Annotated in this window: 28 protein-coding genes; 27 read left to right on the top strand and 1 reads right to left on the bottom strand. The window is 65.9% G+C overall.

Going from position 1 to position 24,616, the window contains the following annotated elements:
* The first annotated feature begins 6 nt into the window (after positions 1 to 6).
* Positions 7 to 468: a cytochrome c gene (locus MXC99_RS03795; protein ID WP_231570661.1), complete on the top strand. Its 462-nt coding sequence runs from the start codon at positions 7 to 9 to the stop codon at positions 466 to 468.
* Between the two features lie 111 nt (positions 469 to 579).
* Here the strand turns inward: MXC99_RS03795 and MXC99_RS17045 are convergent, their stop codons facing one another.
* Positions 580 to 768, bottom strand: a complete 189-nt coding sequence (locus tag MXC99_RS17045; RefSeq protein WP_432654225.1) for a LysR substrate-binding domain-containing protein — start codon at positions 766 to 768, stop codon at positions 580 to 582.
* 261 nt (positions 769 to 1,029) lie between these two features.
* Between MXC99_RS17045 and MXC99_RS03785 the strand changes: the two genes are divergently transcribed.
* From MXC99_RS03785 to MXC99_RS03660, 26 genes are all read left to right on the top strand, one after another.
* Positions 1,030 to 1,224 carry a hypothetical protein gene (locus MXC99_RS03785; protein ID WP_023443927.1) on the top strand — a complete coding sequence of 65 codons (195 nt, stop codon included), beginning with the start codon at positions 1,030 to 1,032 and terminating at the stop codon, positions 1,222 to 1,224.
* 257 nt (positions 1,225 to 1,481) lie between these two features.
* Positions 1,482 to 2,393: a LysR family transcriptional regulator gene (locus MXC99_RS03780; protein WP_145842003.1), complete on the top strand. Its 912-nt coding sequence runs from the start codon at positions 1,482 to 1,484 to the stop codon at positions 2,391 to 2,393.
* A 554-nt stretch (positions 2,394 to 2,947) separates the two neighbouring features.
* On the top strand, positions 2,948 to 3,703 hold the full coding sequence (locus MXC99_RS03775; protein ID WP_062798522.1) for a hypothetical protein: 756 nt from the start codon (positions 2,948 to 2,950) through the stop codon (positions 3,701 to 3,703).
* 124 nt (positions 3,704 to 3,827) lie between these two features.
* Complete coding sequence (locus tag MXC99_RS03770) at positions 3,828 to 4,046, top strand: AlpA family transcriptional regulator (protein WP_004255100.1); 219 nt, start codon at positions 3,828 to 3,830, stop codon at positions 4,044 to 4,046.
* Between the two features lie 40 nt (positions 4,047 to 4,086).
* A complete protein-coding gene (locus MXC99_RS03765) occupies positions 4,087 to 4,953 on the top strand; it encodes a ParA family protein (RefSeq protein ID WP_062798520.1) in 867 nt (288 codons plus the stop codon).
* On the top strand, positions 4,937 to 5,173 hold the full coding sequence (locus tag MXC99_RS03760; RefSeq protein WP_062798518.1) for a hypothetical protein: 237 nt from the start codon (positions 4,937 to 4,939) through the stop codon (positions 5,171 to 5,173). The genes MXC99_RS03765 and MXC99_RS03760 overlap by 17 nt, the downstream gene beginning before the upstream one ends.
* Positions 5,166 to 6,824 carry a ParB family protein gene (locus tag MXC99_RS03755; RefSeq protein WP_247724248.1) on the top strand — a complete coding sequence of 553 codons (1,659 nt, stop codon included), beginning with the start codon at positions 5,166 to 5,168 and terminating at the stop codon, positions 6,822 to 6,824. Before MXC99_RS03760 ends, MXC99_RS03755 begins: the two co-directional genes overlap by 8 nt.
* 17 nt (positions 6,825 to 6,841) lie before the next feature.
* Positions 6,842 to 7,402, top strand: coding sequence for a DUF2857 domain-containing protein (locus MXC99_RS03750; protein WP_132538573.1), 561 nt, complete (start codon positions 6,842 to 6,844; stop codon positions 7,400 to 7,402).
* A gap of 2 nt (positions 7,403 to 7,404) precedes the next feature.
* On the top strand, positions 7,405 to 8,598 hold the full coding sequence (locus tag MXC99_RS03745) for an STY4528 family pathogenicity island replication protein (RefSeq protein ID WP_247724247.1): 1,194 nt from the start codon (positions 7,405 to 7,407) through the stop codon (positions 8,596 to 8,598).
* A 238-nt stretch (positions 8,599 to 8,836) separates the two neighbouring features.
* Entirely contained in the window at positions 8,837 to 9,589 is a 753-nt protein-coding gene (locus MXC99_RS03740) for an OST-HTH/LOTUS domain-containing protein (RefSeq protein WP_247724246.1), read from the top strand.
* A gap of 188 nt (positions 9,590 to 9,777) precedes the next feature.
* Positions 9,778 to 10,566 carry a PFL_4669 family integrating conjugative element protein gene (locus tag MXC99_RS03735; protein WP_132538567.1) on the top strand — a complete coding sequence of 263 codons (789 nt, stop codon included), beginning with the start codon at positions 9,778 to 9,780 and terminating at the stop codon, positions 10,564 to 10,566.
* Positions 10,563 to 11,111 (top strand): DUF3158 family protein, encoded by a 549-nt coding sequence (locus tag MXC99_RS03730; protein ID WP_132538565.1) that lies wholly within the window; start codon positions 10,563 to 10,565, stop codon positions 11,109 to 11,111. The genes MXC99_RS03735 and MXC99_RS03730 overlap by 4 nt, the downstream gene beginning before the upstream one ends.
* Positions 11,108 to 11,491 (top strand): single-stranded DNA-binding protein, encoded by a 384-nt coding sequence (locus MXC99_RS03725; RefSeq protein ID WP_004362284.1) that lies wholly within the window; start codon positions 11,108 to 11,110, stop codon positions 11,489 to 11,491. The genes MXC99_RS03730 and MXC99_RS03725 overlap by 4 nt, the downstream gene beginning before the upstream one ends.
* 294 nt (positions 11,492 to 11,785) lie before the next feature.
* Positions 11,786 to 13,801: a DNA topoisomerase III gene (locus MXC99_RS03720; protein WP_247724245.1), complete on the top strand. Its 2,016-nt coding sequence runs from the start codon at positions 11,786 to 11,788 to the stop codon at positions 13,799 to 13,801.
* Between the two features lie 778 nt (positions 13,802 to 14,579).
* Positions 14,580 to 14,816: a hypothetical protein gene (locus MXC99_RS03715; RefSeq protein ID WP_013982118.1), complete on the top strand. Its 237-nt coding sequence runs from the start codon at positions 14,580 to 14,582 to the stop codon at positions 14,814 to 14,816.
* A 25-nt stretch (positions 14,817 to 14,841) separates the two neighbouring features.
* Positions 14,842 to 15,234: a hypothetical protein gene (locus MXC99_RS03710; RefSeq protein WP_003141051.1), complete on the top strand. Its 393-nt coding sequence runs from the start codon at positions 14,842 to 14,844 to the stop codon at positions 15,232 to 15,234.
* Between the two features lie 250 nt (positions 15,235 to 15,484).
* A complete protein-coding gene (locus MXC99_RS03705; RefSeq protein WP_019486774.1) occupies positions 15,485 to 16,201 on the top strand; it encodes a hypothetical protein in 717 nt (238 codons plus the stop codon).
* A 290-nt stretch (positions 16,202 to 16,491) separates the two neighbouring features.
* A complete protein-coding gene (locus MXC99_RS03700; protein WP_247724244.1) occupies positions 16,492 to 17,289 on the top strand; it encodes a GTPase in 798 nt (265 codons plus the stop codon).
* 70 nt (positions 17,290 to 17,359) lie between these two features.
* Entirely contained in the window at positions 17,360 to 17,725 is a 366-nt protein-coding gene (locus MXC99_RS03695) for a DUF3085 domain-containing protein (RefSeq protein WP_247724243.1), read from the top strand.
* Positions 17,726 to 18,069: 344 nt separating this feature from the next.
* On the top strand, positions 18,070 to 18,621 hold the full coding sequence (locus MXC99_RS03690) for an STY4534 family ICE replication protein (RefSeq protein WP_247724242.1): 552 nt from the start codon (positions 18,070 to 18,072) through the stop codon (positions 18,619 to 18,621).
* A gap of 55 nt (positions 18,622 to 18,676) precedes the next feature.
* A complete protein-coding gene (locus tag MXC99_RS03685; RefSeq protein ID WP_247724241.1) occupies positions 18,677 to 19,288 on the top strand; it encodes a DUF3275 family protein in 612 nt (203 codons plus the stop codon).
* A gap of 89 nt (positions 19,289 to 19,377) precedes the next feature.
* Positions 19,378 to 19,743 (top strand): hypothetical protein, encoded by a 366-nt coding sequence (locus tag MXC99_RS03680; protein ID WP_013982123.1) that lies wholly within the window; start codon positions 19,378 to 19,380, stop codon positions 19,741 to 19,743.
* Positions 19,744 to 19,828: 85 nt separating this feature from the next.
* Complete coding sequence (locus tag MXC99_RS03675) at positions 19,829 to 20,479, top strand: hypothetical protein (protein WP_200291163.1); 651 nt, start codon at positions 19,829 to 19,831, stop codon at positions 20,477 to 20,479.
* Between the two features lie 65 nt (positions 20,480 to 20,544).
* Positions 20,545 to 21,654, top strand: a complete 1,110-nt coding sequence (locus MXC99_RS03670; protein WP_247724240.1) for a DUF6094 domain-containing protein — start codon at positions 20,545 to 20,547, stop codon at positions 21,652 to 21,654.
* Between the two features lie 102 nt (positions 21,655 to 21,756).
* Complete coding sequence (locus MXC99_RS03665) at positions 21,757 to 22,062, top strand: hypothetical protein (protein WP_017462937.1); 306 nt, start codon at positions 21,757 to 21,759, stop codon at positions 22,060 to 22,062.
* Positions 22,063 to 22,161: 99 nt separating this feature from the next.
* On the top strand, positions 22,162 to 24,435 hold the full coding sequence (locus MXC99_RS03660; RefSeq protein ID WP_247724239.1) for a helicase-related protein: 2,274 nt from the start codon (positions 22,162 to 22,164) through the stop codon (positions 24,433 to 24,435).
* The last annotated feature ends 181 nt before the right edge of the window (positions 24,436 to 24,616 follow it).

Genomic DNA, 24,616 nt, shown 5'->3' with positions numbered 1-24,616 from the left:
AAATTCGTGAACCAGCCCTTGAAACCCAGATCGTTCTTCACCGTCTCGCTGTCCGTGCTCTTGGCAACCTTCGCCACGGCACTCGGTGCGCAGTCCGTAGAGGCGGCAAAGCCAATGGCGCTTCGTACCATAATGGAAAGACTCGGGCGCGACATGCAAGCCGTCACGGGCGCGATCTCCAAAGAAGACTGGCCACTGGTCGCCGAGCTAGCACCACGAATCGCCAAGCATGCCGAGCCGCCCATGTCGGAAAAGATGCGCATCCTTGCCTGGCTTGGGGCAGACGCTGGAAAGTTTCGGGGTCTGGATGGACAGGTGCATGACGCCGCGACCGCCATGGGCGAGGCTGCACAGCGGAATGACGGCCAAGCAGTCATCGCGGCTTTCTCCAAAACCCAGCAAAGCTGCCTAGCCTGCCACCAGAGTTACCGTCGCCCGTTCGTGGAAAAGTTCTATGGAAGCCGCTAGCAAGGGATGGCTACACCTGTTGACGGAAGACTAGCTTCTGTCCAATCAATATACCTCGACGCGTTTCAGGTTCCCAGGAAGCCACCCGTGCAGCGATCACGGGTTCCTGCTTCACCCGCGGCAGCACTCGTTGGATCTGACGTGCATGACTCCCGTATGCATGTGGGTCACCAGCACCAGCGGATAACGCAGCACCTCGTCCAGTGAGATACGTTTGTGCTTGAGCAGCGGATGCCATGCCGGCGCCGCGACCATGAGGGGGGCGCTCCAAAGCGCCTTGGCCACGATGTCGTCACCCACTTCACCAGACTGGGCCCTAGGTCATACAGATCGCCATGCAGCCCCTTGATTTGCTGCGACAGTGACACCTCGAGCAGGCGCAACTCGACGTCGGGCTCCTCCTGCCAGCATAGCGCCAGCAAGGTCGGCAAGCGCGACGGGGTGATGCCATCGGACAGCGTAATGCGTTGCTGACCGTGAAAGCCGTTGGCCGCTCCCCTCACGCTGTCGCGGGCTTGCTGCAAGGCAGTGAAGATGCGCGGCACATGTTGCAGGAATTGCTTGTCCGCCCGCGTCAGCCGCTTGCTGCGACTGCTCCGGCCGCAGTGCTTCAGCAGCGCGGTTACAGGTGGCGATCTCGAATTCGCCGAACATGCCCATCGACAGTTCATCCGGCGCGATGCCCGCTGGCGCGAACTTCAGACGCTGCGCCGCCGCCCGTGTCGACAGACCAAATCGCTCGCCCTCGGGGAGTGACGTAAGACGCCGCGACTGTCTTCCTCGGGTCGCTGCGGCCACAGAAGACTAGCCGAGGCGCGCTGGCGCGAGTGCTCTAGCTAGCCATCCGCCATGATCGCCGCCCGCGTTCAAGCAGCGTTGCAATAACTCCGGACACCATTGCCCGCGTGCTGTGAGCCGGCGACGGCAGCCGCTGCAAGACATGCCGGTCTCTTCTCCGCACGCATGCGGCTCCCTACGATCATAAGGACTGGTCACGTCACGAGGGACTGCGCATGAACTTACGTCATCTTCGCTGCTTCATTGCTGTAGCCGAGGAACTGCACTTCGGTCGAGCCGCTAGGCGGCTGCATATAGAACAATCTCCCCTATCACGCACGATCCGCAAGTTGGAGACAACTCTAGGCGTGACGTTGCTCAGTCGCACGCCGCGGGGCGCAACCCTGACTTGGGCAGGGCGAGTCTTCCTCGACGACGCCCGCCGCGTCATGTTGAGCGTTGAGCAGGCAGTGGCCAGCGCGAAGGCTGCTGCCTCCGGTTCTCAGGGCATTTTGCGAATCGCGCTGTCGAGAGACATAGGACGGGCGAGGCTATCAGCACTGCTTGCGCTGTGCCGCGAAGAGTCGCCGCAGGTAAACATCCGGCTCTCCGAAGTACCGCTGACCGAACTCGTGCAGGGGCTGAACGCAGATCTGTTCGACGCCGGCTTTGCAATGGTCAATGAAGTGGAGGACGGGATCATTGCTGAGCCGCTGTGGGCCGACCCCTTGGTAGTGATCCTGCCCGCACGGCACCCGCTTGTAGCCTTCAAGGAAGTGCCGTTGCAGGAAGTGGTGAGCTATCCGCTGGTACTTTGTGATCCACGGGCATGCCAAGGTTGCGGTCGGCAGAGCGAACGACTGTTCCGCTCTGTCGATGTCCAACCGATTGTGGCTGAGTATGCCGCTTCTCACGGGCTGATGCTGACGTTGGTGGCCGCAGGGTACGGGCTAGGTTTTTCCACTGCCGCGCACTTGGCAACTTGCCAGCCGGCGGATGTTGTTGTCCGCCCGTTGGCCGGTCAGAGCGCATCGATAACCACCTATCTGTTACGAACCGAGGGTGGCATGACGGAGCCGTTGCAGCGGTTCATCGAACGCGCCGAACGTATATGTCATCAGGACGCAAGCACATCACGCGCGATCTGACGCGGATCTATCGGAAGGTGCGCGGCTAGTTTTCTCGGATTGCGCGATTCATCTTTGGTCTTGCGACTGACCCGATCGGCATGGCTCATGCGCTGTACTGATTCCAGTTTCGACGCAATTGCTGCGCCCTTCCGTACTCCGGCACTCGCCTGCGGGCTCGCCGCCGCGGTCATTTCACTGACGCGGAACGCATGAGCTTTTGCTGGTTGCAAACCGGCTCATCCCGTTGACGCATTGGCACTTTACGCCGTTGGAATTCCTACGGAAAACTTTGACCAGGTTTCGGGTAAAGCGCGGCACCCATGCTTGACTCCAGGGGAGCGCGACCACCAAGCCGCGTGCCGGTCCAAAGGCAAAGCGCCCGCATCATGGTTGAGGAGTTTCAAGCGTAGCAAGATGTAGTTCGCCCTTGGCCGGCCGTCAGCGCCGATGCAACGCTTCCTTCCACGATCCCGGCCGGCCCTGCGCTTCATCCGGATTTCTGGGCAATCGCCTCGCCCACTTGGGCGGTGCGCGTCTGCCAGAGTTCGATCCGACGATGGGACGCACGCGACATGGAGAAATCGAGTTGCCTTGCCTTTGGCGCCAGGATCTACTACCGCCCGATCGAGGCGGCCGTCCGTTGGGCGGGACTGTTGCGCTTTGAGCCGCGGATTCTGGAAACGCTCGGGCCACGTGCCATGCCTGAGCCGAACGATTTTCCGCGCTGGCCCTTGCTGCGCCTTTTCTCCGAGCGCATCTTCGACGCATTGGCACACGATGAACTTTCTTACGGCAAGGCAGGCATGGCGCAGGAATCTCAGCGCCCCGCACTCGACGATCCTGCGTTGATCGTGCGCCACGTCGCCCTGAAGGCGTGGATGTCGCATTACTACCCCGGTGAGCGGCCTCCATTCCTGTTCGACGGCATCGAGCGCGAACTGCATCCTGCGGTGAGCGTCGCCATGCTGAACGTGTTGCTGGCCGATCGCGAGGCCGCCAAGCTGCAGCTTGCCGAACTCGCACAACTACATGCGGCGCTGAAGGCACAGCACGAAGCGTTGGCGAAGGAGCATGCCATTAGCATTCGTGAGGGCGATACGAGTGAACCGGGCCTGCGCAGCGAATCGACTTACTTGAACATCATTGGCGGCCTGCTGACATTGCTGTTGGGCAAGTCCCCGGCGGGCTCTGCCTACTCGTCCTTCCGCAACATGGATGCGGTGATCAGTGCACTACTGGCCCACCATGAAGGGCGGCCCGGCATCAGCGAGCGGACGCTGTGGAGCAAGCTGGCACAGGCGCGTCGCCACCTGGAGGCATCGCGCTGAGCCTGTAACAGCAGACTGCAATTGCAGTTGCGTGTTCTGCAGTTGCAGTGAATCTCGCAGCAGCAGCATATGGAATGCGAGGCACTTTCTGAACAACGCCATCGAGCGTCAAGGAGTGCCTCTCATGTCTTCGCAGACCATCGCGCCGGCCTTGCCGCCCGAGCACCGCATCCTGCGCCGCGCCGAGGTCGAAGCCAAGACCGGCTTCAAGCGCGCGCACATCTACAGCCTGATGAAGGAAGGCAAGTTCCCCAAGGCGCTGCGCCTGGGCGTGCGCGCGGTGGGCTGGGACTCGGTGGAGATCGAACAGTGGATCGCCGATCGCCTCAAAGAACGCGCCTGACGCTTCTTCTCGGTTCATGCCATTCGACGAGGAGAAGCTCATGCAGGTGGTGTCCATCATTTCGACCAAGGGCGGCGTGGGCAAGACCACGACGGCCGCCAACCTGGGCGGCTTCATCGCCGATGCCGGGCTGCGCGTGCTGCTGCTGGACCTGGACGTGCAGCCCACGCTGTCGAGCTACTTCACGCTGGACGTGCGCGCGCCCGGCGGCATCTACGAGATGCTGGCCTTCAACGAGCGGCGCATCGAGCAACTGGTGTCGCGCACCGCGATCGCGGGCCTGGACCTGGTGCTCTCCAACGACGACCGCGGCGAACTGAACACGCTGCTGCTGCACGCACCGGATGGGCGCCTGCGACTGCGCCATTTGCTTCCCGTCTTCCGCACGCACTATGACTTGCTGCTGGTCGACACCCAGGGCGCGCGCAGCGTGCTGCTGGAGATGGCGGTGCTGGCGTCCGACCTGGCGCTGTCGCCGGTGACGCCGGAGATCCTCGCGGCGCGCGAGCTGCGGCGCGGCACGCTGCAACTGATCGAGGACATCGCGCCGTATCGGCACCTGGGCATCGAGCCGCCGCCGCTGCGCCTGCTCATCAACCGTGTGCATCCGGTGTCGTCGAACGCGCGGCTGGTCCAGCAGGCGCTGCGACAGGTGTTCCAGGAACAGGCCGGCGTGCAGGTGCTGGGCACCGACGTGCCGGCCATCGAAGCCTATCCGCGCGCTGCGACACGAGGATTGCCGGTGCATCGGGTGGAATACCGGCAGCCGGCGGGGCGCACGGCACCCGCGGCGCTGGAGACCATGCGCACGCTGGCCGGCGAGCTGTTCCCCGCGTGGCGGGAGCGCTTCGCGCTGGTCTCCGGCCGGGCCGATGCGGGAGGGGCCGGCCATGGCGAGCGCGCATGAACTGGCGCGCGGCCGTGAACGGCTGCGCGCGCTGATCGAGTTCGCGCTGGGCGAAGGCTGGCGCGTGGTGCGCACGTCCGGTGGGCACCTGAAATTCACGAAGCGAGGCTGCGCGTCGATCTACACCAGCTCGACGGCGAGCGACCACCGTGCCGACCGTAATGCCCGCGCGCAACTTCGCCGCGCCGACCGGCCGGCGCAGGAGAACGGCCGTGGCTGAGCTGACGCCGCAGGACATGGCTGCCAAGCTGCTGGCCACCGGCTTCGAGCGCAGCGGCCCTTCGGCCGCGACCTTGAGCGACCCCATCGCCGACACGCCGATGGTGGTGACGCTGGACCAGTTGCGGCCCTACGACCACGACCCGCGCGTGACGCGCAACCCGGCCTATGCGGAGATCAAGGCGTCCATCCGCGAACGCGGGCTGGACGCTCCCCCCGCGATCACGCGCAGGCCGGGCGAGGCGCACTACATCATTCGCAACGGCGGCAACACGCGGCTGGCGATCTTGCGCGAGTTGTGGAGCGAGACCAAGGAGGAGCGCTTCTTCCGCATTGCGTGCGTGTTCCGCCCGTGGCCGGCGCGCGGCGAAATCGTGGCGCTGACCGGGCATCTGGCCGAGAACGAGCTGCGCGGCGGGCTGACCTTCATCGAGCGGGCGTTGGGCATCGAGAAGGCGCGCGAGTTCTACGAGCAGGAAAGCGGCCAGGCGCTGTCGCAGAGCGAACTCGCGCGGCGACTGACTGCCGACGGCTATCCGGTGCCGCAGTCACACATCAGCCGCATGAACGATGCGGTGCGCTATCTGCTGCCGGCGATCCCGACGCTGTTGTACGGCGGATTGGGCCGGCATCAGGTGGACCGGCTCGCGGTGCTGCGCAAGGCGTGCGAGCGCACCTGGGAGCGGCGTGCGCTGGGCCGCACCGTGACCGTGGACTTCGCCACCTTGTTTCAGGACGTGCTGACGCAGTTCGACACACAGCCGGACGACTTCTCGCCGCAGCGGGTGCAGGACGAGCTGGTCGGCCAGATGGCCGAGCTGCTGGAGGCGGACTACGACACGCTGGCGCTGGAGATCAACGACAGCGAAAGCCGCCAGCGTGCGCTGACCAGCGAACCGGCGGCGCCGACGCCACCGGCAGCGCCTGTCGTGCCTGCTGATCCTCCCCCGCCGGTCTCCGCGCCTCAGCAGCCACCCGCCTCGTCTGTGCCGCGCGACACCACGCCGGTCGCGCCTTCGGCGCCAGCAGCGACACCGCCTGCATCGCCCGAAGCGCCGGAGGACCAGCACGGGGAACGCGAAGAGCGCCTGCAAGGGCACATCGTGACACCGGCACCGACCACCGAGCGCCTGCAGTCCATCCAGCGGATGGTCGCGGACCAGCTCGGCGACAAGCTGCCCGACTTCGAGGCCGATGCGCTGCGTGCGATCCCCGTGCAGGTCGGCGGGCTCTATCCCATCTCGGACGTCTGGTACGTCGAGCCGGGGCTGGACGTGCCGGATCGCCTGCGCGTGCACATCGCGCAGTTCGCGCGCGAGATCGGCGAGGAAGCGGCGGTCGGCGACCACATCGAGGCCAGCGTCGGCGGCATCGGCTTCGTCTGCGCGGCGCCGGTTGTGGGCCAGGCGAAGGCGCTGCCGGCGTTCGCGCGGGCGGTGCTGACCCTGCTGCATGTGCTGAGTGCGGCTCCGCCCTCCGCGAACGGATTGGACCGCGCGCGGCTGGCCGACGAGCTGGCGGCGCTGCTGCATGGCCACGGCGGCTCGGCCACACGCCTGAGCGATGCTGCGCTGGTGAAGCTGTTCCGTCTGCTGCGCCTGGCGCGCCGGCTGCTGGATCTGGAAGCCGGCGTAGCGAGCCAGGATTCCTGAGCGCAGGAGGCTCCCGTATGTCGGCACCGCACCCGCTCAACCAGGCCGTGATCGCCCAGGCTCTGCATGACCTGCGCAACGGCCAGTTGCGCCGCTGCAAGGCCATGGGCTTCGGCGAGGAGGAGCTGGATGCGCTGAAACACCCCGAGCTCGTGAGCATGCTGGTGAATGCCACGGTGTCGTGGTGTTCGGTGTCGGTGAACCGGGAAGTGTTGAAGCGGCTGCTGAGCCAGGTGCACGACGTGGAGCGGGAGATCGCCACGGTGGACCGCATGCTGCGCCTGGGGGCGAGCACGGAGATGGTCAGCAAGTTCTACGGCCTCACGCATCAGGAAGTGGCGCTGCGCCGCAACATCCTCGGGCTGCCCAAGCGCAAGGGCCGGCATCCGGTGCTCGACGAGGCGCAGGACGTGGCCTTGTGGGAGCGCTGGAAGGCCGGCGTCGCCGAGCGCCATGTCGCCCTGACCGACGACATGGAGATGCTGGCGCTGACCATGGACCTGGCCGAGGCCATGACCCTGCCCATGTCGGTGATCTGGTCGGCGATACGGAACTGGATCGACCAGGGGCTGGTGTAGCCATGACCACGGGCAGCGCACCACGGCGCGATGGCCCGGTTGCGCTGTCGGCGTTGTTCGACGAGGCGCTGCGGCACCTTGAGCCGAAGGAACCGGCGCAGGGCACGGCGCCGAGCCAGGACGGTTTTCTCTACAGCGGCAACCGGCACGAGAGCGTGCCGCGCGCGCTGTTCCTCGATCGACGCCTGACGCCGCTGGAGCGCAATGCCTGGCAGGTGTTCCGCCTGCAGCTCAACGACGACGGCGTGACCGCCTTTCCCACCTACGACCAATTGCGCCCCTACTTGGCCTCGATGCCCTGTGCGGCGCAGGCATCGCACGAGACCGTGGCGCGCGCCCTGACGCTGCTGCGGCTGACGCGCTGGCTGAGCCTGGTGCGACGACGGCGCGACCCGAAGACCGGCCGCATCCAGGGAAACCTCTACGTGCTGCACGACGAACCGCTGACACCCTTCGAGGCGATGCAACTCGATGCCGACTACCTCGGCCTGGTCAGCCAGGCGCTGACCCATGCCGCCAAGGCGGTACAGATCGTGGGCATGAACACGCTCAAGGAGATTGCCGAAGACCCGCTGCTCAGCGGCCGCACGCTGCCGACCCGCTTGCAGGTGCTGGCGCAGCGCATGACACGCCACGGCTTGGCGACGGGGAGTTATCCACAGGAGGTCGCCGACTACGATTCCGAAGAAGGCCAGGATGCCCTTCTTCGGAATGCTGCGCGCCCGTCTTCGGAATCCGAAGCAGGGCCGAAACCCGCACCGGACGGCTCTCCTCGGATTCCGAAGGAGGACCGTACAGTACGTAATGATCGTATAAATGAAGTACGTACAGTACCGCGCGCAAGGGCCTTGCAGAGCCTGCGGCTGCCCGAGCGTTTCCTGCGCTTGAAGGACGAGCAGCAGGCCGGCGCGCTGGTGGCGCTGCAGCAGGTGGACGAGGCGCAGCGGCAGGCCGTTCTCGACGAGTGGGCGGCACGCTGCCGCAACAGCGCGGTACGCAACCCGGCCGGCTACCTGTTCGGCATCATCCAGAAGGCGCTGCGCGGGGAGTTCAAAGTCTGGGCCGGAGAAAGTGCATCGACGCCGCCAGCGTCCCCGCCATCTGCGCCATCGTCACCACCGGCATCCCGTGCGGCTGACCCCGAGGTGGCACGTGCCTACCTGGCACAGCTCCGAGAAGCCTTGCGTGATCGCTGATGTTGACTATCCCCAGGGGATAGCTGGAACAGACACCTTTCCGCCGCGCTCGATTGTCGCCCGCCGAATGACAGGCGAAACTGTCGCCTGTGAATCAGACGAGGACTGCCACGCACGAGCCCGGCCGACGATGGACATGACGACTTCCCCCGCCACAAACGCACTGCAACCACTACAGCGAGACGTTCAGCGCTTGCTGGGCAGATGCCTGTTGCGCCTTCAACAATACGAGCGCCTCATGAAAGCCACCCTGGCCCACCACGAGATTTCAGGCCCGGCGCATTCGCAGGAGGCCATTCTCGCAGCGCGGATCGAAGATGCCGCGACCAAGACCCTGGGCACGTTGGTCGGACAATTGTTTGGTTCGTATGTCGTCACCGAAGGAAATGGTGGCAAGGAACGCGACGACGATCTTCCCGGCGACGTGATTTCCTTTCGCACGCGCGTGCAACTGAGCCTCTCTGCGCAGGACTACGCCCAGACCCAGGCCGACCTCAAAGACCTGGTATCGCTGCGCAACACCCTGGTGCACCACTTCATCGACCAGCACGATCTATGGACCGTGGACGGGTGCCGCGCTGCACAGGACGAACTCGGTTCCGCCTACACGCGCATCGATCAACACTTCGAGCAGCTGCGCGGCTGGGCCGAGCATATGGATCAGGCGCGGCGCCTGGCAGCGGAGTTCGTCCAGTCGGATGTGTTCCACAACCTGGTGGTCAATGGCATCGCGCTGGACGGCACGGTGGACTGGCCGGCCGCCGGCATCGTTCGCGCGCTGCGCGAGGCCGCCGCGCAGTTGGCCGTCGGGGGCTGGACACCCATCGCCGCCGCTGGCCGCTGGATCGCGGACCGACATCCCGAGCAGCTTCCAGCCAAGTACGGCTGCAGCAGTTGGCGGCAGGTGGTGCACGAGTGCCGCCTGTTCGAGCTTCGCTACCGTGAGGTGGAGGGGCAACGGGCCGCCTGGTACAGACCTCGCGAGGCATAGCCCCGCAACGCGGTCTCACCTCCGCGCGAGCCGCGAACGACTCCGCCGCGCTATCCCCAGGGGATAGCCGGCACACACAGCCTTCCGTACGGAACAAACCGGGCACGCATGGGCTGCGGTTTGTTGACTGACAGCCTTCCGGCCGATGCCGATGCTGGCGACTCGCCCCTTCACCGCGAGTCGCTCTCATGGCCAACGAACGCACAGAACCCTTGCAACTGAATCTCGGATCGCTGCGCAGCGCGATGTCGCTGACGCTGCACACGCACCACGCCTCGCGCATCTGGCACGGCCGTGCGCCGACCGAGGGGCGCCCCGGCATCATCGGACTCAACGGCTTCATCAGTGCGATGAACAAGATGAAGCGCGGCGCCGAGCAGGACGACCCGTACTCGGATTGGTGGATGTTGCGGATCGAGGACAAGCTCGCCGACACCAAGACCCGCCTGCAGACCCTGCGCGAACAGGTCGACCAGGCCCTGGCCGACGTGCCACCGGCGCTGTCGCTGGGCGAGAATATGAATGTGCAGCCGGTGAAGCTGCCGCTGTTCGTGAACGCCCAGCTCGGCTTCATGGCGGTCTACCTGCTGGCCGACTACGACGACCTCGCGCGCAAACTCATCCTGGCGCACCACACTGCGCTGATCGACCGCAGCACCTTGGAGCGCTGGCTCAATGATGGCGCGCACGCGCTGCGCAGCCTGTTCTCGCTGGCCCAGCAGTACCGCTACTCGGGCACGACGCGCGACGACTTCGCGGCGAAGAACGCCGCGGCGCGAGCGGCGTTGGAGAAGTTCGGCGAGCTGCCGCAGGACGTGCTGGAAGGCACGCGCCGCTCGCGCTTCGCGCCACCGATCGCGCGGCGGACGACCAAGCCCGGCACGCCGCCTGCTGCGCCCGCCATCGAGCCCGATGACCCGGCTCCCACGGATGGCGCAGCCAATCCAGCGACGGGTAATGAGGGTGCTGACGCATGACGGCATCGCCCCCCATCAGCCACTCCACGCGCTTCGTGGCGCTGGAACAGGCGGACTTCCAGCGGCTGGAACACGCAGGCTACCTAAAAGGCCTTTTACAGCCTTTTAAGGGTAAGGGGAGTCTGGAGACCTGGGCCAGCCAGTGCGCAGCGCTGCGCGACGACGTGATTGGCCTGGCGCAGCGGCGCGTACTGCCCCAGGCACGCGCCTACCCCTTCAGTCTGCTCGACGTGCAACTGGCCCAGCAGGCCACTGGCGCAGGGACGACCTTCCTCCGCTGGCGCAACCTCGACCGTTCCTCCATGGGCGTGGCGTTGTGGGAGGCCCTGCTGGCCAACCCCGCGACGCCGGCCTCGCTGATCGACGAGCTGTACGCGATGGAACTGCAGCGCATCGTGTTGAACATGCAGATCAGCCTGACCCACAGCATCGCTCGCCAAGCACTGGAATGCGCCAGCAAGGCCGCCCAGGCCGAAGCGGCTTACCTGCGGCGTGTCCACGGGCATGCCGCGGCCGTTCCACCCACCACCAAGGAGTCACCATGAGTACGCACTTCGTCGGCGAGGGCAACATCGGCTCTGCGCCGGACTACCGCGAATTTCCGAACGGCAACGACGAGCCGCGTCGGCTGCTGCGCCTGAACGTCTATTTCGACAACCCGATCCCGAAGAAGGACGGCGAGTACGAAGATCGCGGCGGCTTCTGGGCGCCGGTGGAGCTGTGGCACCGCGACGCCGAGCACTGGAAGACGCTGTACCAGAAAGGTATGCGGGTGCTGGTCGAGGGCCGCACCGTGCGCGACGAATGGGAGGACGCCGACGAGAACGAACGGGTGACCTTCAAGGTCGAGGCCCGGCGCGTGGGCATCCTGCCGTACCGCATCGAGTCGGTGGCGCTGAGCGCCAAGCCGGCCGGCGGACAGTAATTCGCCCATCGCCGTTCCCCCGAGGGCGGCTGTAGCAACCGTCATACGCCCGCGATGCACCAGCGAGCTATCCCCAGGGGATAGCTCCAAGGTCGTCCACGGAGTTCCAGCCGCCCTCCCGATACGACGCTCTTGCTGTGCCAGCTCCTACGATCTATGCACACCGCTGCGGCAACGAACCGCCTGCCAATCACAAAGCGGTGTCTGCATCAATCGACTTCCTTGCTGCCGGCATCTCCTGGCTCCGCCAAGCTGACGTCCATCCGATGAACCGCACATTTCCAAGGAGGCTTCATGCGCGTGTTCCTGTGCGAGAAGCCGTCCCAGGGCAAGGACATCGCCCGTGTGCTGGGTGCCGGTCAACGCGACAACGGCTGCTACAGCGGCGCGGGTGTCGTCGTGACCTGGTGCATCGGTCATCTGGTGGAGGCGGTTCCGCCCGAAGGCTACGGCGAGCAATACAAGCGCTGGGCCATCGAGCAACTGCCCATTCTTCCTGAGCGTTGGCGTGTCGAGCCCAAGGCGGCGACCGCAGCGCAATTCAAAGTCGTGCAGCAGCTCGTCGCCAAGGCGGGCGAACTGGTGATTGCGACCGACGCCGACCGCGAGGGCGAGATGATCGCCCGCGAGATTATCGACCTATGCGGCTACCGCGGTCCGATTCAGCGCCTGTGGCTGTCGGCGCTCAACGACGCGTCGATTCGCAAGGCGCTGGGGGCGCTCAAGCCGTCCGCCGAGACGCTGCCGCTGTATTTTTCCGCACTCGCCCGATCGCGCGCCGACTGGCTGATCGGGATGAATCTGAGCCGCTTGTTCACACTGCTGGGGCGCCAGGCCGGCTATAGCGGCGTGCTGTCGGTGGGGCGCGTGCAGACGCCGACGCTGAAGTTGGTCGTGGACCGCGATCGCGAGATCGCGCGCTTCGTCTGCGTACCGTTCTGGGCCATCGAGGTTGCGCTATCGCATGCAGGCCAGTCCTTCGTCGCAAGCTGGACGCCCCCGCAAGGCAGCACCGACGATGCGGGCCGCTGCCTGCAACAGCCGGTGGCGCAGCAGGCCGCCGAGCGCCTGCGCACGGCCGGCTCCGCCCAGGTGCTGTCGGTAGAAACCGAGCGCGTTCGCGAAGGGCCGCCGCTGCCGTTCGACCTGGGCACGCTGCAGGAGGTGTGCTCCAAGCAGTTGGGCCTCGACGTGCAGGAGACGCTGGACATTGCCCAGGCGCTGTACGAGACGCACAAGGCGACAACGTATCCGCGCTCGGATTCGGGCTACCTGCCCGAGAGCATGCTGGCTGAGGTGCCGACCGTACTCGACAGCCTGGTCAAGACCGACCCCAGCTTGCGGCCGCTGATCGAGCGCCTGGATCGCAAACAGCGTTCGCGTGCATGGAACGACGGCAAGGTGTCGGCTCACCACGGCATCATCCCGACGCTGGAGCCCGCCAACCTGTCGGCCATGAACGAGAAGGAACTGGCCGTCTACCGGCTGATCCGCGCTCATTACCTCGCGCAGTTCCTCCCGCACCATGAGTTCGACCGGACGGTAGCGCAGTTCTCGTGCGGCAGTCAGTCGCTGGCGGCCGTGGGCAAGCAGATCGCCGTCACCGGCTGGCGCGAGGTGCTGGCGACGCCGCGGCCGGACGATGCCGATGGCGAGGATGCGCAGCGCAGCCAGGTGCTGCCCGCCCTGCATGCGGGCCTGTCCTGCCCGGTCGGAAAGGTGGATCTCAAGGCGCTGAAGACGCTGCCGCCCAAACCCTACACGCAGGGCGAGCTGATCAAGGCCATGAAGACCGTCGCCAAGTTCGTGACCGACCCGCGCCTGAAACAGAAGCTGCGAGATACCACCGGCATCGGCACCGAGGCGACACGCGCCAACATCATCAACGGTCTGATCGGTCGCGGCTACCTGGTCAAGAAAGGCCGCGCCGTCCGCGCTTCCGACGCGGCATTCACGCTCATCGACGCGGTGCCCTCGGCCATCGCCGACCCCGGCACCACGGCGGTGTGGGAGCAGACGCTCGACATGATCGAGGCCGGCCAGATGGCGCTGGACACCTTCATCGAGAAGCAGTCCGTGTGGGTCGGCCAGCTCGTGCAGCAGTACCGCGGCGCTACGCTCTCGCTCAAGCTGCCGCCGGCGCCGGCCTGCCCGCAGTGCGGCGCACCGATGCAGCAGCGCACGGGCAAGAGCGGCGCGTTCTGGTCCTGCTCGCGCTACCCGGACTGCAAGGGCACGTTGCCGATCGAGTCCCCGACGGGCCGGCGCAGCGCACCGCGCAAGCGGCGCGCTGCCTCCAAGGCGTCCTGATCCTCGCTTCCCCCTGCCGCGCCGGCCACTTCACTAGCGGCGAGGCAAACGTCCCGCACCGCGCGGGACTCCAAAGCGCGCGTCTCCTTCTGCAACGGTGTGCGCGCCCCGTCTGCCCGCCATCGGGCGACGGGGCGAGAAGGACATTGCTCCACGAATCGCGCCCGCCGCCATTCCCTTGATCGGTGTGCCTTGCCTCGGTCATGAGGGGCTTCCTGACGCCTTGCCGCCGCGCGAGCCGTGAGGAGGCCCCTTGGGCCGAGGGTATTCCGTGCCGGTGCCCGCCGGCGGAACAACGGGCTCCCTTTGTGTGTGGATGCACGCCAGAGGTTTCCGGCCCAGCCACGAAACGGGCCGGGTGCGATTGCTGACGCAGCGAACGGCTTTGACGACGGCCCGCGCTGACGCAGCCCACAGGTGGTTTTCCTTCCTCTCCAGCCGAAGGCCCGCGTGGCCTTCGGCGCCCTGGTCCCTGCCTTGTCCCGTGACGCGGGCCTGCCCTAAAGCGGGCCGTCCGCGATTCGGTTTTCCCTGCGACGGCAGCCATGCTTCGCGCCCATCCTCACGCCATGCGTTGCTGACAGTCGTCAGCGGCATGCCCTGGCAGTCTCGGTCTTCAAGACTGCAACGCGGTTCGCCGCGTCGACCGATCCAGTCCGCTTCGCATCGCCCACCGCGGACGCTCGCCGGCCTGGCGACGATGCACTTTTCTCAACCACCCGAGGGGAACTCCATCCTCTACGGGATGCGTGCTCCCCGACCCACCAAGGAGCACGGCATGTCTGAACCTTCCGCATCTTCCTCTGCAACCGCAGTACGCAGTGGTGCGCTGGCGCTGGCCTGGACCGGCAAGCGTTTGCCGCTACAGGTGCTGCGCAGCGCGGCCGGCCACTACATCGGCACGCAAGACGACGAAGGCCCGGTATCGCGGGAGTCCGTCGAGTATTTCCCGAACCACCTCGCAGCACAGCGCGCCCTGGATACCCATGCCTGGACACAGCGCGCTCACCCCTGATTCCCACCCTTCAAGGAGTTCTCTCATGAATCTGTCTTTACCCGAAGACGTGCTCGATCAGATGGCGCTGGAACAGGCGCACTTCGACGCTGCACCGCAGGCCTTCTTCGAGGCCTGGAAGCGCGGCGCGCAGATCGCCGGCCACGAGTGGTTCGGCGACGGCACACGCGAAGGTCTGCAGCGTGCCACCACCAAGTGGGACCTGCGGCCCAACATGCTGATGCTCAACGACGCCCTGGGTGTGCTGAGCAGCGGTCAACGCATGTTCCTGTCCGCGATGGTGAGCTTCTACAACTCCCGCGAGGGCGGCGCGATGCTCAAGCGTTGCGGCTTCGAGGGGCTGTCCGACTTCGGCGGCCTCGATCTGGAACGGCGCCAGGTCATCGCCGACCTCACGCTGCACTACAACGGCTGGTGAGCCGCGCCTGGCAACCCACCGTTCTTTCATCCCACCCCACGAGGGACATGCGTCCCCGTTCGGGGCCATGTCCCTCCTTCCTTTCGCAGGAGCGGCCATGTCCCGAATCACCATCTTCCACTGACCTGCACCGCCCGCCACCAGGGCGGCCCGACGCCGCGGCCGGCTGACCGGTTGCCACTTCATCCACTCGCTGGGGTTCAATCCCCGGCAGGGGATTGCCTCGGCCATCCTCTGCTGGAGGAATCCCATGTCTCATTCCAAAAACCCCTTCGTCCGCGGCTACGATGGCCTGTCCGTGCAGCGGCTGCTGGCGATTTCCTACGACGACGACTGCCCGCTGAGCTATCTGCCGCTGCACGTCTCGCAGTCGCATCTGCCGGACAGCCAGGTCGAGCGCCATGCCTGCGTCTTCTGCGACGACTTCGCGCTGATCACCGAGGGCCAGAACGTGCCGCCCGAGCTGGACGCGCAGTGCCCCAGCCACGGTATCGCCCGAAACCTCGTCTACGCCGTCATGGCCGAAGAAGCCGGCCAGCCACTGCACGTCGGCGATACCTACTCCGAGGAAGCCGCGCGCGAGGTGGTCCGCCGCCTGCGCTTCGAGACCGGCTTCTACAGCCGTGCCTGGGAAATCAGCTCGGCGCACATCACCGAGGAGGCCGGCCGCTTCCTCGCCGAACTGGCGGACATCGCCACGCCGAGCGGTTTCTTGTTCGTGGCCTTCCGCATTCCCTACAGCCCGGCGGTCGGCGTGAAGCTGATCGCCACGCCCTGGACGGATGCGAACCTGCAGCATGTCGAGGGCATCACCGCCGAAGAGCTGCGGCAGGAGCACCGGGCCAAGGGCGTGCCGGAGTCCCTCGTGGAAGTGTTGCACCTGGCTGCGCTCGCTGACGTTCGCATGTTGGTGTTCGATGCCGACGCGCCCGTGCTGGACGGGCTGACGCTCTACGACGACGAGTAACCCGCAACCCATTCGAGCCCCCACGTCGGGGCTCTTCTTTTTCGCGGAACGCGGTGCCGGCGCATTGCCGATTCCCAACGGACGGCCGCCGCCATGTGCCGCACGCTGGCCGCATGTTCGCTGGCGTTGCCGGCAGCATGCCCAGGCAGTCGAGACCTTCAAGACTGCGGCGCGGTTCGCCGTGCTGGTTGCTTCGTTCTCCGGGCGCACCCGCGTCCATCCACCTCACCCTCAAGGGACAGACCTCCCTTGCGGGCGGGAGTCCCTTGGTTGCCACAAGGAGTCTCCCCATGGATACCCAAGCCATCCGTGCACAGATGCCAACGCTTGTTGTCGGTCATGTGCCTTCCAACGTCCGTTCGTTCAAGTTCAACATCTTCGACGGCCAGCCCAAGGTTTCGACGCTGGGCTTTCACATCGACCCGAAGCCTTTCGAGGGCAAGGTCATCGCCACCACCGACGAGGCCATCGTCGTCAAGACGGGGCGAGCCGAGTTCGCGGTGCTCGATCGCACGCTCGTGACTGAGGTGCCCGACGAGGGCGCCAAGGTGCAGGTCGAACCCTATGTCAGACGCCGCTTCGACGGTCAGCGAGCGGACACGCCCGAGGAGCAGACCGAGTTCACCGCCGACGGCCAGCCCTACACGGTGAAGCGGTTGGTGCTCGGGTCCGCACCGGCGAAGCTGCCGATTCCCAAGCCTCGCTGCCCCGAGCTGCAGGAACTGGTCAACCAACTGGAGCAGTTGCCCGCTCCCGACGGTTTCCGGCGCGTCACCCACATGCTGGTGGATGCCGGCGCGCGGGACATCACCTGGGTCGATCCGCTGCCCGCCGACATCATCCGCACACCGCCGGCCATCGGCTTCACCGTCGCCACGACGAAGTTCCACGGTCGCGTCACCGTGCTGTATGAGCGTGGCCTCGACCTCTACGCGGTGGAACTGCACCGCGCCGGCGCGCTGGTCGAACGGGTCGATGAGGTGTTCTTCGACACCCTCGGCGAGACGCTGGAACGGCTGATCGACGACGGGAGCTGGAGACGCATCCGCGTGCAGTGCCTGTCGTGTCGTAAGGCTATCCGGCACTGACCTGACCTCCCAGCAGCTTCCCGCCCTCGCGGCGGGAAGCCTCTTTTCCTGCCCTCTGGAGATCACACCCATGACTGTTCGATTCAAAGGCACGGAGCTGCGGCCCGTGCTCGCCGAAGCGGTGGCGAATCAATGCCGCGTCATCCTGGCCAAGGATCAGGGCGTGTACTTCCTGGCCGAGCGCGGCGAGCGCCGACCCGATGGTCGCCAGAAGACCATCGCCTATGCCGCCGGTTGCAACCCGGATGTCGATGCCTTCGACGACTGGTGGGAACTGGCGCGCGCCGAGTTCGGTGGCGACGACTTCGGCGAGTTCTTCGATCCGCAGGAGGGCGTGTTTGCGCGCATCCTGCGCAGCGAGGACGACCTCGACGTGTCCGCCACCGCGACACACCTGTCGCTGCAGGCGGTTCCTCCCACGCCCAGCGGTAACTGACCGCCCATCCCTGGCCCCCGCACCGGGGGCCTCCTTCTTCCCGGCAATGCGGACAGCCGCGAGTGCCGATTGCCGCTCGCCTGCGCGCCGTCCCGGCGCCACGCTTCCGGCCATGTTCCGCTGACGTCCGTCAGCAACATGCCCAGGCAGCCACGATCTTCAAGGCTGCGACGCGGTTCCGACCGTGTTGATCACCCCAGTTCGCACCGGCATCCATGCGCGAACGGCCATCGGTTCTCGATGGCGATGCCACCAAGCTGTTCCATCAACCCACGCGGGGGTTCCACACCTTCCCCGCCTTGGGTCGGGTGTGTCTCCGCCTCATTGTTCTCAGGAGATTCACCATGACCACTTCCACCGAAAAGTCCTACTTCGATCTGCACATCACCGGCCTCGGGTATCTCAATCGCATCCGCGAAGTGAAGCCAAAGAAAGGTGATCCCTTCCTGGCCTGCGACATCGCGGCTCTGAACGGTCCCAGCGATGACGTCTCGTATGTGCGCTTCGACACGCGCGTATCGGGATCGGAAGCGCAGCACCTGGTGCGCCGCTGCATTCAGGCGGCCGACGCCGAGAAGAAGGTGATGATCGGCTTCCGCCTGGGCGACCTGTGGACCGACACCTTCACCTACTCCAAGGGCAAGCGTGCCGGCGAGCAGGGGGTGAGCCTCAAGGCCCGCCTGCTGTTCGTCAGTTGGATCAAGGTCGACGGCAAGCTCGTCTACAAGGCCGAACCCAAGCCGACCGAGACCGACGAGCGGGACCCGGAAGTCCCGGTGACGTCCGATGCGCCCGCTGCGCAGCAAGCCTCGACACCGGAGCCTTCCAAGCCCGTCGCCGATGCTGCCGACGACGCAGCCGATGCCCCCGCATTGGCCGTTGCCGAGTCGTTCTGATCCGCAAGGCCCCATCCCCGGGGCCTTGTCTTCTCTTCGTCAGCAGGAGACCTTCATGATCACCATTCCCGGCCAACTGGCCATCAAGACCATCCACGGCAGGAACGGCGACTTCAACGTCGGCCGCCTGGCGACCTCGATCGGCGAGTTCGTCGTGAAGAACGCCGAACTCGATCAGTACCGCGAGGGCAAGTACGACGGTGATTTCGTCATCGTCGAGATTCGCCCCTCCACGTACAACGCCAACGGCCGCATGGTCATCGAGATCCGCGCCCATCTGGGCGGGATGACGCTGTCCAACATCGACGCCCTGAGCCGCGACGAGGCCCGCCGGCTGAGTCCGCAGGAAGTCGATCCGATCGACGAGGAGGCGCAGGCGCCCGCGCCGGCATCGCCCCCGGCCAAGCCGAAGGCGAAGCCGCGCAGTCCGCGCGATCCCCTGGTCGATACCACGCCGTTCGGCAGCGAACCAGCTTCCGTGTCCGCTGCGGCCTCGGCCGAGGCAGACGACGCGGCGCTGTTCGGTGCCTTGTGGCCCCTGGGCGAGACCGTGAAGCTCGATGCGACCGTGGATCGTCGTGTGCTGCGTCAGCAGCGCGACCGTCTCGACAAGCTGGGCTACGAGTTCGCTCCGTTGTCCCAGGACTGGCACCTCAAAGCTGCCTGATCCATCCGCCGCCTTGCGCGGCATTCCGCCACCCGCCGGGGTTCTCCCCCGACGGGGAGGGCTCCGGCCTTTTCTTCAAGGAGACCCTCATGGGCTGGACCTTCGTTCGTCAGACGCGCGATCAGTTGATCCGCGAGCTGCTCGCTCCGCAGGCGTCCGAACGCGCTTGCTGCGAAGTCATCGACCACACACTGGACGGCGACGTTCTGTGGACCGTGGTTCGCGTCACCGCCAGGCAGGCGGGCGTCATGGGCCTCGCGGCCGGTGAGTCCGTCTGCTACATCGGCTGCCATCTTCTGGAAAGCTCGGGCGGCGATTGGGGCTACAAGTCCCTCGATGAGTCCGTGCATCCGTACTACTACTCGTGCCCGCTGCGCTATCTCGACATGGCGCCGGTGCAAAGCTCCGAGTGGCGCGAGCGGGTTCACCGCTTCCACGCGGGGCGCGCTGTCTAGCGGCACGCATCTTCCTTCCACCCAACCGGGGCGAGCATGGCCCCGCGGGCTGTGGTTGCTCCTTCATTTCCAAGAGGACATCACCATGCCTGCACCTTCTTCCACGAAACCGCTGTACCGCATCGACGAATGCCCCGACCTCATGGCCGACGGTTGCGTCGGTGACGAGCAGGGCAGTCTCGTCTTTCTCTCGATCTGGGCGCGCGACACCGCCGTTCAGGAGTTCCTCGCCCGCCTGACCCTCGGCCGGGATGAACAGGGACTGGATCAGTTCCACGTCATCACCGAGCAGGGCGCATCCATCCCGGTCTTCGTCGGCAACGTCGAGAACCTGGAAAAGCGCATCACCCGCGCCTATCGGCGAACGCTGTTCGGTTCGCTGACGAATGTGTGGCTGTTCGATCGTCGCTGCGTGAAGCCAGACAAGGCCAACGCCAGCGCGCTGGCGCTTCTGCCCAGGGATTCCGCTCACCGGCTCGACCGGCTGTGGACGCTGGTGCAGGACACCTGCCCGCTGCCACTGCTCGACCACTGGCGCGACACCGTGCTGGAGCTGTTGCAGACACGGCGGATGCTGACCGGTCTTCCCTTGGCCCTCGGGCCGCTGGAAGGCCATCGGCTGGCCCTCGATGTCCCGGCGCTGACGAAGGCGTTGGGCGAGCTGATCCGCAACGGCACCCTTGGCGCCACGCAGTACGAACTGGCCGCGAACGCACCGCTTCGGCGTGTGGCGTGAGCCATCCCCACGGGCATGCGCGCCGCGCGTGCCCGCCTTCCCTCATCCATCACCAGGAGAAATCCATGGCACTCATGTTTCCGCGCCTGGCGCGCAATTTCATCCGTAACGGCTACTTCCCCACCGACGAGCCGACGCTGGAGCGGGCCTTGTCCGCACTGGTGCCGTCTCCCGGCTCCATGTCCCTCCTCGATCCCTGCGCCGGCGAAGGCGTGGCGATTGCCGAAGCCGCCCACGCCCTCGGGCGCGAGCAGGTCCAGGCCTTCGCCGTCGAGTACGACGCCGAGCGTGCCCGCCACGCACGGCAACTTGTCGATCGCTGCATCCAAGGTGACCTGATGGACACGCTGATCTCGCGCCAGTCCTTCGGGCTGCTGTGGCTGAACCCGCCGTATGGCGACCTGAGCAAGGACGTGAACGGCAACATCGGCTATCAGGGCCAGGGCCGTGCGCGGCTGGAAAAGCTCTTCTATCAGCGCGCGCTGCCGCTGCTGCAGTACGGCGGCGTGCTGATCTTCATCGTGCCGTCCTACGTGCTCGACGCCGAGCTGGTCGGATGGCTGACGCGCCACTTCGCCGACCTGCGCATCTACCGTGCGGTGGAAACGCAGTTCAAGCAGGTGGTGATCTTCGGTCGCAGGATTCGTCAACGCGACCAGGCGTCGGAGTCGGCCAAGTCCTTGCGCGGTCTGCTGCTGCAGATCGGACAGGGTGACGCCGAAGCCGAGGAGCTGCCGCCCGAATGGCCGTTCCTGCCGTACACCGTCCCTGCCAGCCCGGCCGAGCCGGAGCACTTCTATCGCGTGACGATGGAGCCCGAGCAGTTCGCCGATGAAGTCGGCCGGCTGCAAGGACTCTGGCCGGCGCTCGATACGCACCTGGGGGCCGCGCAGCAGTCGCTGCGTCCACCCGCGCGGGCCTTGTCGCACTGGCATCTCGCCCTGGCCTTGGCCGCAGGCGCGATCTCCGGCGTGGTGACGTCCAAGAGCGGGCGCGTGCTGGTAGTCAAAGGTGACACCCACAAGGAGAAGACGCTCCAGACGGAATACACCGAACGCGACGACGGCTCCGTGGCCGAGACGCGCATCCTCACAGACAAGTTCGTGCCGGTCATTCGTGCATGGGACTTGACGCTGGGCTCGCCCACGTGGGGCGAAGTGCTGACCATCCGCTGATCGCTGTTCCCTGACGGTTCGCCGTCGCTTTCATCCACCCACCGGGGTCACGTTGCCCCCGATGGGGTGCCGTGGCCCCTTCTTCCAGAAGGAGAAACCACCATGGCACTCGCAGTCCTCAACCTCGCGTCACAAGCACGCTTTTCGCCCGGGCAGGTGGTCATGACCGCCGGCGTCGACGAGCTGGTCCGACAGGGTCGGCTCAACCCCACGCCGTACCTGCGCCGCCATCTTCATGGCGAATGGGGCGACCTGAGCGACAGCGATCGGCGGCAGAACGACGCCGCGCTGAAGTCCGGCGAGGATCGTCTGTTCTCGTCCTACCAGGTCACGTCCGACCAGAAGCTCTGGATCATCACCGAATGGGATCGCAGCGTCACCACACTGCTGCTGCCCAGCGAATACTGATCCGCATCCAGCGGTCTCGCGCCGCTTCTTTCTTCCCACCCAGGGGCATGTCACCGCCCCGTGGGGGAGGTGCATGCCCCATTGCTTTGGAGCATCACCATGTCCCTCGATCTCGAAACCGTTCCCGAAACCGCTGTGCAGGGCGACCTGCTCGAAGCGGCCGCTTCACCTCTCACGCTCAGCCTGCAGGACTTCGTATCGGAGTTCGGCGACGAGCTGCTCGATTCGCTCAACCGCGCCAATCCGCCGGTCTACACCGGCCAGGTGCGGGTGCATCGGCAACTGATCCTCGCCGCGCTCAAGCGCAAGCTGTTCCCGGCGCAAGCCGATGTGGTCCACGCCGTCACCGAGCTGTTGGTCGATCGCGGCGAACGCGCCGCGATCGTCAACGGCGAGATGGGCTGCGGCAAGACGACGGTGGGTATTGCCACCGCCGCCGTGCTCAACGCCGAAGGCTACCGCCGCACCCTGGTGCTCTCGCCACCCCACCTGGTCTACAAGTGGCGGCGCGAAATCCAGGAGACGGTTGCCGGTGCCAAGGTCTGGGTGCTCAATGGCCCGGACACGCTGGTCAAGCTGCTGAAACTGCGCGAGCAGTTGGGCGTGCCGGCGCAGGGCCAGGAGTTCTTCGTCCTCGGCCGCGTGCGGATGCGGATGGGGTTCCACTGGAAACCTGTCTTCGTTCGCCGGCGCACGCCTCACGGCGACGTGGGGGCCTGCCCGGCTTGCGGGCACGTCATCACCGACCTCGACGGCGAGCCGATCAACCCGGTCGAACTCGAAGCCGAGGAGTCCCGCCGCAAGTGCAGCCACTGCCGTGCACCGCTGTGGTCGTTGGTCCGTCCGAGAGGCCTGTCCGCCAGCGACCAGTCCTCGACCGTGCTCAAGGCACTGAAGCGTATTCCAACCATCGGGGAAGTCACCGCGCAGAAGCTGATGCAGAAGTTCGGTGACGCCTTCCTCGCGTCGATGCTCGGGGACAACATCCACGAGTTCATCAACCTGATGGATGGCAACGGCGAGCTGGTCTTCTCGGACCGGCAAGCCCATCGCATGGAACGTGCGATGGCCAACATGGAGTTCGGCTTCGGCGAGGGCGGCTACCAGCCGTCCGAGTTCATCAAGAGGCAACTTCCCCAAGGCACGTTCGACCTGCTCATCGCCGACGAGGCGCACGAGTACAAGAACGGCGGCTCCGCACAGGGCCAGGCCATGGGGGTGTTGGCGGCCAAGGCGCGCAAGACGCTATTGATCACCGGCACACTGATGGGCGGCTACGGCGACGACCTGTTCCACCTGCTGTTCCGAGCCCTGCCGGGGCGGATGATAGAAGACGGCTACCGGCCGACGAAGAGCGGCAGCATGACCTCGGCCGCGATGGCGTTCATGCGCGATCACGGCGTGCTCAAGGACATCTATTCCGAGAGCACCGGCACGGCGCACAAGACGGCCAAGGGCACCAAGGTATCGGTGCGAACGGTCAAGGCGCCGGGGTTCGGTCCCAAGGGCGTGCTGCGTTGCGTCCTGCCGTTCACAGTCTTCCTCAAGCTGAAGGACATCGGTGGCAACGTGCTGCCGCCCTACGACGAGGAGTTCCGCGAAGTCGCGATGGACACGGCGCAAGCCGCGGCCTACCGCGATCTGGCGGGTCGGCTGACCCAGGAGCTGAAGCAGGCCCTGGCGAAGCGCGACACGACGCTGCTCGGTGTAGTCCTCAACGTGCTGCTGGCCTGGCCGGACTGCTGCTTCCGGTCGGAGACAGTGGTGCATCCGCGCACGCGCAACACCCTGGCGTTCGTTCCGGCTCAGTTCAACGAGCTGGAGGTGATGCCCAAGGAGCGCGAGCTGATCGAGATCTGCAAGCAAGAGAAGGCAGAAGGTCGCAAGACCCTGGTCTATTCGGTCTACACCGGCACGCGCGACACCACGTCGCGTTTGAAGGTGCTGCTGGAGCAGGAAGGCTTCAAGGTGGCGGTGCTGCGCGCGAGCGTGGATGCCTCCCGCCGTGAGGACTGGATCGCCGAGCAGTTGGACCGTGGCATCGACGTGCTCATCACCAATCCCGAGCTGGTGAAAACCGGCCTGGATCTGCTGGAGTTCCCGACCATCGTGTTCCTCCAGTCCGGCTACAACGTGTATTCGTTGCAGCAGGCTGCCCGGCGCTCCTGGCGCATCGGCCAGAAGCAGCCGGTGCGCGTGATCTACCTCGGCTACGCCAACTCCTCGCAGATGACCTGCCTGGGGCTGATGGCCCGGAAGATCATGGTGTCGCAGAGCACGTCGGGCGACGTGCCCGAGTCGGGCCTGGATGTTCTGAACCAGGATGGTGATTCCGTCGAGGTCGCCCTGGCCCGACAGCTTGTCACGGTCTGATCCATGTGCTCATGCCGGTGGCCCCTCGGGGTCGCCGGCTTCTTTCCACGGCCCTTCGGGGCCGTTTTTCTTGGTGCGCCCGGCAGGGCGCACTCACTTGGAGGTGAAAGTCCTCTACTCGCCCGGCAAGGGGAAGAGTTAGCTGAACGGCAAGGGTGTCGCGGGTAACTGCGAATCTGGA

The sequence above is a fragment of the Thauera aromatica genome (genome assembly GCF_023093595.1).
GTDB lineage: Bacteria > Pseudomonadota > Gammaproteobacteria > Burkholderiales > Rhodocyclaceae > Thauera > Thauera aromatica_A.
The sequence above is the reverse complement of the archived record's forward strand: the minus strand, read 5'-3'. Positions and strand labels throughout refer to the sequence as shown.

Bases quoted from the DNA above. Each gene is read 5' to 3' on its own strand.
- MXC99_RS03720 (WP_247724245.1), top strand. From the start codon at position 11,786: ATGCGCGTGTTCCTGTGCGAGAAGCCGTCCCAGGGCAAGGACATCGCC.
- MXC99_RS03725 (WP_004362284.1), top strand. From the start codon at position 11,108: ATGAGTACGCACTTCGTCGGCGAGGGCAACATCGGCTCTGCGCCGGAC.
- MXC99_RS03675 (WP_200291163.1), top strand. From the start codon at position 19,829: ATGCCTGCACCTTCTTCCACGAAACCGCTGTACCGCATCGACGAATGC.
- MXC99_RS03665 (WP_017462937.1), top strand. From the start codon at position 21,757: ATGGCACTCGCAGTCCTCAACCTCGCGTCACAAGCACGCTTTTCGCCC.
- MXC99_RS03715 (WP_013982118.1), top strand. From the start codon at position 14,580: ATGTCTGAACCTTCCGCATCTTCCTCTGCAACCGCAGTACGCAGTGGT.
- MXC99_RS03660 (WP_247724239.1), top strand. From the start codon at position 22,162: ATGTCCCTCGATCTCGAAACCGTTCCCGAAACCGCTGTGCAGGGCGAC.
- MXC99_RS03700 (WP_247724244.1), top strand. From the start codon at position 16,492: ATGGATACCCAAGCCATCCGTGCACAGATGCCAACGCTTGTTGTCGGT.
- MXC99_RS03765 (WP_062798520.1), top strand. From the start codon at position 4,087: ATGCAGGTGGTGTCCATCATTTCGACCAAGGGCGGCGTGGGCAAGACC.
- MXC99_RS03730 (WP_132538565.1), top strand. From the start codon at position 10,563: ATGACGGCATCGCCCCCCATCAGCCACTCCACGCGCTTCGTGGCGCTG.
- MXC99_RS03735 (WP_132538567.1), top strand. From the start codon at position 9,778: ATGGCCAACGAACGCACAGAACCCTTGCAACTGAATCTCGGATCGCTG.
- MXC99_RS03670 (WP_247724240.1), top strand. From the start codon at position 20,545: ATGGCACTCATGTTTCCGCGCCTGGCGCGCAATTTCATCCGTAACGGC.
- MXC99_RS03690 (WP_247724242.1), top strand. From the start codon at position 18,070: ATGACCACTTCCACCGAAAAGTCCTACTTCGATCTGCACATCACCGGC.
- MXC99_RS03780 (WP_145842003.1), top strand. From the start codon at position 1,482: ATGAACTTACGTCATCTTCGCTGCTTCATTGCTGTAGCCGAGGAACTG.
- MXC99_RS03760 (WP_062798518.1), top strand. From the start codon at position 4,937: ATGGCGAGCGCGCATGAACTGGCGCGCGGCCGTGAACGGCTGCGCGCG.
- MXC99_RS03750 (WP_132538573.1), top strand. From the start codon at position 6,842: ATGTCGGCACCGCACCCGCTCAACCAGGCCGTGATCGCCCAGGCTCTG.
- MXC99_RS03695 (WP_247724243.1), top strand. From the start codon at position 17,360: ATGACTGTTCGATTCAAAGGCACGGAGCTGCGGCCCGTGCTCGCCGAA.
- MXC99_RS03740 (WP_247724246.1), top strand. From the start codon at position 8,837: ATGAAAGCCACCCTGGCCCACCACGAGATTTCAGGCCCGGCGCATTCG.
- MXC99_RS03710 (WP_003141051.1), top strand. From the start codon at position 14,842: ATGAATCTGTCTTTACCCGAAGACGTGCTCGATCAGATGGCGCTGGAA.
- MXC99_RS03680 (WP_013982123.1), top strand. From the start codon at position 19,378: ATGGGCTGGACCTTCGTTCGTCAGACGCGCGATCAGTTGATCCGCGAG.
- MXC99_RS03705 (WP_019486774.1), top strand. From the start codon at position 15,485: ATGTCTCATTCCAAAAACCCCTTCGTCCGCGGCTACGATGGCCTGTCC.
- MXC99_RS03775 (WP_062798522.1), top strand. From the start codon at position 2,948: ATGGAGAAATCGAGTTGCCTTGCCTTTGGCGCCAGGATCTACTACCGC.
- MXC99_RS03770 (WP_004255100.1), top strand. From the start codon at position 3,828: ATGTCTTCGCAGACCATCGCGCCGGCCTTGCCGCCCGAGCACCGCATC.
- MXC99_RS03685 (WP_247724241.1), top strand. From the start codon at position 18,677: ATGATCACCATTCCCGGCCAACTGGCCATCAAGACCATCCACGGCAGG.
- MXC99_RS03745 (WP_247724247.1), top strand. From the start codon at position 7,405: ATGACCACGGGCAGCGCACCACGGCGCGATGGCCCGGTTGCGCTGTCG.